The organism is Edaphobacter sp., from assembly GCF_035532915.1.
Classification (GTDB): Bacteria; Acidobacteriota; Terriglobia; order Terriglobales; family Acidobacteriaceae; genus Edaphobacter.
On sequence record NZ_DATKQC010000386.1, the window covers coordinates 1 to 3727 of the forward strand.

Here is a 3727-nt window from a genome sequence, read left to right on the forward strand (position 1 = left end):
CTTGCCAAACGGCTGCGCAAGGCCCCCCGTGTGATTGCGACGGAGTTGGCCGGGGAGCTGACGGCTGTGCTGCGGGAGCTTGAGGGCGTGGCAAGCGTCGAGGTGGCGGGCGCGGGGTACCTGAATATTCGCCTGAACCGTGCGGCCGTGGCCAGGGAGATTGCCCAGGACAAGCATGCCGATGTGGGCGGCCCGGGCTTTCGGCTGGTAGAGCACACCAGCATCAATCCCAACAAGGCCGCCCACATCGGCCATCTGCGCAATGCGATTCTGGGCGATACCTTTCAGCGGCTGCTTCGCCCGGACAGCTATAAACGGGGCTACGAGGTTGGCGTACAGAACTATATCGACAACACCGGGGTGCAGGTGGCGGATGTCATCGTCGGGCTGGTGCATCTTGAGGGAAAGACGCTGGAGGGTACGCGTGAACTGCTGGCGGAGCTTGCCGCGCAGGGTCAGCGCATCGACTTTTACTGTTGGGACCTCTATGCGCGGGTCTCGCAGTGGTATACGGCAGACCCGGCAGAGGCGGCTGCGCGTAAGCAACTTCGGCTCGACACCCTGCATGCCCTCGAAACCGGTGGCAACGATACGGCCGAGATCGCCGATCTTATCTCGACAGCGGTGCTTCATCGCCATTTGGAGACGATGGAGCGGCTCAGCATCGAATATGACTTTTTGCCGAGGGAGAGCGAGATCCTGCATCTTCACTTCTGGGATGCGGCGCGCGCGCTGATGATCGAGAAAGGCGTTCTGTACGAGGAGACCGAGGGCAAGAACAAGGGCTGCATGGTGATGCGCCGGGCTGGCTCCGAGGTTGCAGCCGGTACCACCGACGAAGATGCCAAGGTCATCGTGCGCTCGAACGGTACCGTGACCTATGTCGGCAAAGATATTGCCTATCACCTGTGGAAGTTCGGCCTGCTGCCGGGCAAGGACTTCGGCTATGCGAAGTTTCATGAGTATCCGACGCATACCTGCTGGATCTCTACCGATGGGCCGAGCGATCCCAGTCATCCGGTGTTCGGTAAGGCGGATGCCATCTACAACGTCATCGATTCGCGGCAGAACGATCCGCAGAATAATGTCGTTCAGGCGCTGCTCGGAATGGGTTTCACGGAAGCCGCTGAACGGTACACCCACTTCAGCTACGAGATGGTTGCGCTGACTCCGCGCTGCGCGATCGAGTTGGGCTACACCATCAGCGAGGAAGACAAGGCCAAGTCGTATATCGAGGTCAGCGGGCGCAAGGGCTTCGGTGTCAAGGCCGACGATCTTCTCGACCAGCTTATTGCTGCGGCTCAGGCCGAGGTCGATACACGCCATCCTGATCTTGGAGACGAAGCGCGCCGCACGATTGCCACGCAGATCGGCGTTGGTGCGCTGCGCTATTTCATGCTGCGGTTTACGCGCAATACGGTGATCGCGTTCGACTTCAACGATGCGTTGAGCTTTGAGGGCGAGACCGGGCCTTATGTTCAGTACGCCATCGTGCGCGCTGCCAATATCTTTCGCAAGGCGGACACTACCGCGGAGGATTCGCTGGCCGCTGTCGCTGGACTCGACCTCAGCTCGATCCTCGATAGCGAAGAGGGAACGAGCCTGTGGGAGACGTGGCTGCTGGCGTCGAAGCTCACCCTGATGATCGAACAGTGTATCGCTACGGCGGAACCTGCTTATCTGGCGAAGTACGCCTTTCAGTTGGCGCAGCAGTTCAACAACTTCTACCATCGCCACCATGTGCTGAAGGAGACCGATGCCACGCGCAAGGCGCTTTTGCTGGCGACGGCCGCTGTGGCGCAGCGCGAGATGGTGCGGGCGCTGGGGTATCTCGGCATCGAGGCACCCGAACGGATGTAAGCTCTCGTTGCGTGTGCTGGGCAGGTGAAATGGGGACTCCTTTGGGAGTCCCCGATGTTTTGATTGGGGAATGGCTATGCGGAGTAGCTGCGGACCCACTCCAGAATGGAACGCACCGCAATGCCGGTGGGGCCTTTCGCCAGTGCCGGCTTGACCTCGTCGTTCCATGCGCATCCGGCGATATCGAGATGTACCCACGGAGTGTCTCCGACAAACTCCTTGAGGAAGAGCGCCGCGGTAGTGGCTCCGCCCCAGCGGGTTCCGCCGGTGTTCCTGATGTCGGCGATCTGGCTGTTGATCTGATCGCGATAATCTTCGGTGCAGGGAAGCCGCCAGAACTTCTCGCCCGAGATCTTCATCGCATCCTGAAACTTCTCGCAGGTCTCGTCGTCGTTTGAGAACAGTCCGGCGTTCAACATGCCCAGCGCGACCACGCAGGCTCCGGTCAAAGTCGCCGCATCGATGAGGTGGGTGCAGCCCAGCGTCTTGGCGTAGTGCAGGCCGTCGGCCAGAACCAGCCGTCCCTCGGCATCGGTATTCACAATCTCGATGGTCTTGCCGGACATCGCTGTTACCACGTCGCCGGGCTTGAAGGCTCTGCCATCGGGCATGTTCTCGGCCGAGCAGACGACGCTGATTACCTTTACCTTCGGCTTCAGCTGGGCGATGGCGCGCATGGCTCCGATCATGGCGGCGGCCCCGGCCATGTCGTACTTCATCTTCTCCATGCCCTCCGCAGGCTTGATGGAGATGCCGCCGGTATCGAAGGTGATGCCCTTGCCAACCAGGCCGATTACGGGCGCGTCCTTAGGCAGAGATTTTCCCTTTTCGAGCTTGGGCTCGTAGGTCATGACGATGAGCGCAGGAGGTTCGCCCGACCCCTGGGCCACCGCCCAGAAAGCTCCCATCTTCAACTCATGCAGCTTCTCTGTCGAGTAGACCTCGCACTTTAGCCCTACCTCTTCGCACATCGCCGCGGCACGCTCGCCGAGCACGGTGGGCGTCAGCACATTGCCCGGCTCGTTAACGAGAGAGCGTGTAAAGTTCTGTGCGTTCGCCACGATGAGGCCTTCGTCGAAGCCCTGCTGGATCTCGGTGCGCGTGGATTTTTCAGCCTCTTTCGCAACGATCGAAAGTGTCTGCAAGGCAGTGTCTTTGCGGTCGCTCTTATAGGTGTCATAGTCGCTGTTGGCGAGCAACGCACCTTCGACCACTGCACGCGAAATGAGCAAGCAGGGAAGCTCATCGAGATGTTCATCGGAGAGGGCGTGGTCCTCAGGGAAGGCGATGGCGACCTGAAGCACGCCGCGAGGCTTGGCGGTGCGGACCGCGGCTCCTGCGCCCCTGCGAACCTCGTTCACCGAAAGCGACTTCGACTTTCCCAGGCCGACGAGCAGAAGACGCTCTGCCTTCAGTCCGCTAGGCGAATGGAGCAAAAGCGTTTCACCAAGCGTCGCTTTAAATTCACCTGACGCCATCACCTTGGCCGCTGCGTTCGTGACCGCGTCCGAGGTCGACAACAGGGCGGGCAAAGGATCCGCATCGACAGCGGTCGCGATATCTACAGCGAATACCGCAAGCATCGGTGTAGCAAATCCGGCTGCATCCTGAAAAAGAAGCTTCGTATCCATGAAACTATCGTAACCCGATTCTCGATTATTGGAGTGAGGTAGCGCTGCAACTAAGTTTCAGTATTTCTAACGCAAAGCCGAAGCCGTTGGATTGGAAGACCTAGCGGCGCTGGCTTCTGGCGACGGCTGCTTTGGCTTCGCTGTCGGCCTCGCGCTTGCGTTCGGTCTCGCGCTTGTCCCAGTCCTGCTTGCCTTTGGCGAGAGCAAGCTCGCACTTGACGCGGCCGTTGCGAAAG

Annotated in this window: 3 protein-coding genes; 1 reads left to right on the forward strand and 2 read right to left on the reverse strand. The window is 60.1% G+C overall.

All coding sequences use genetic code 11. The features are described from left to right. A partial coding sequence (locus tag VMU57_RS18395; RefSeq protein WP_325386091.1) for an arginine--tRNA ligase occupies positions 1-1860 on the forward strand: 1860 nt, incomplete at its 5' end. Between the two features lie 74 nt (positions 1861-1934). On the opposite strand, the gene VMU57_RS18400 is transcribed toward VMU57_RS18395, so the two are convergent. Together VMU57_RS18400 and VMU57_RS18405 are read right to left on the reverse strand one after the other, a co-directional pair. Continuing rightward, complete coding sequence (locus VMU57_RS18400) at positions 1935-3491, reverse strand: leucyl aminopeptidase (protein WP_325386093.1); 1557 nt, start codon at positions 3489-3491, stop codon at positions 1935-1937. 100 nt (positions 3492-3591) lie between these two features. After that, positions 3592-3727 (reverse strand): SsrA-binding protein (locus VMU57_RS18405; protein WP_325386094.1); only part of this gene is annotated, 136 nt, incomplete at its 5' end.